The 1,433-nt window shown below is 69.7% G+C and carries 2 protein-coding genes; both read right to left on the minus strand.

Features of this window, described 5'->3' with window-relative positions:
* A partial coding sequence (locus tag G3N97_RS38595) for an amidase family protein (protein WP_346778181.1) occupies nt 1–381 on the minus strand: 381 nt, incomplete at its 3' end.
* Nucleotides 382–472: 91 nt separating this feature from the next.
* On the minus strand, nt 473–1,433 hold a 961-nt coding region (locus G3N97_RS38600; protein WP_205997972.1), incomplete at its 5' end, for an MFS transporter.

The following is a 1,433-nucleotide window of genomic DNA, read 5'->3' on the forward strand; positions in this document are numbered from 1 at the left end:
TGTCGGCGAATTGGTGCGGCCGAGCAGCACCGCGCCCGCGCGCACGAGATTGTCGACGGCCGGGCTGTTGGCCGGCGCGATCAGGTCTTTTTGCAGCACGGTGCCGTTGGTGGTGGCGAAGCCCGCCTGATCGACGTTGATCTTGGTGGTGACCGGCACGCCCGCGAGCGGGCCCGGATCTTCGCCGCGCGCGATGGCCGCGTCCACGCGGTCAGCCTGCTCGTAGACCCGCGCCGGGTCGTGTGCGACGACCGCATTGATGAGCGGGTTGACGGCGTCGAGCCGCGCGAGCGCATCGGTCGCGGCCTCGCGGGCCGACACTTCGCGGGTTCGAATGCGCCGCGCCAGTTCCGTTGCCGATAGTCGCCAAAGTTCAGTCACGTTTCCTCCGGTTCTTCTGTGGTAATGGGATGTTGCGTCGGGTAAAACATTTCGATGTGTCGATGAAGGCGCTCGCCCGGTTTCATTACAGTCAAGCACTCGCCGAAAGCGATCCGCCGCGCCGCCGATCGCGCAGGATCGCCAGCGCGAGCGCCGCCAGTCCGCAGCCCGCGATCAGCGCGAGCAGCGCGCCCTTGCCGTTGTGCACCAGCACCCAGCCGCCGAGCGACGGAAAGCCGAACGCGCCGACGAAATACGCCGCCACGAACCAGGTGAGCGCGGCGCGCCGGTGCGCGGCGGCCGAGTCGTCGATGGCCTGCACCTGCACGATCGGATACGCAAGGCCGTAGCCCGTGCCGAGCAGCACCGCCGCCAGCGCCTGGAAGCCCGCGTGGTACGGCACCGCGAACATCGCGGCGCTGCCGAGCACCATCATCGCGAGCAGCACCTTGGTCGCCGTGGCCGCGCGCATGCGCACGACGAGCCGCGCGAGCAGCCAGCGCGTGGCGATCACCGTGATCGTGTAGAGGCTGAAGAACGTGCTCGCCTTGGCCTGCGTGCCTTGCACGAGCGACATCTGGAACGTCATCAGGCCGGAGAACACACAGCCGCCCAGCGCGATGATGACGATCGGATACACGGCGCGCGTGCGCGCAATCGCGCCGATGCTGCGCAGCCAGCGCTCCTGTGCGGGCTGCACGCGCGCGAGGCGGCCGAAGATTTCGAGCGTGAGCGCGCCGATCAGGCACAACGCGCCGATCGCGTACAGCACGCCTTCGAGCGGCATGCGCCAGAAGCGCATCGCGAAGGCGGCGAGCGCCGGGCAGCCGCCCACGCCCGCCATCTGAAACGTGGCGAAGCGCAGGAACCAGAGGCTGCGATCGGCGTCGCTGGTGCGTTCGGCGAGCGCCATCGGCGCGGCGAGACAGAACGCGCCCCAGCCGAGGCCGACGAGAAAACCGGGCAGCGCGTCGATGCCGCTCGCATGCGCCATGAGCGCGAAGCCCACCACGCCCGCGCCCACGCAAAGCGCCGCGAGCGCGGCCATGCGC

The sequence above is a fragment of the Paraburkholderia sp. Ac-20347 genome (genome assembly GCF_017104805.1).
GTDB lineage: Bacteria > Pseudomonadota > Gammaproteobacteria > Burkholderiales > Burkholderiaceae > Paraburkholderia > Paraburkholderia tropica.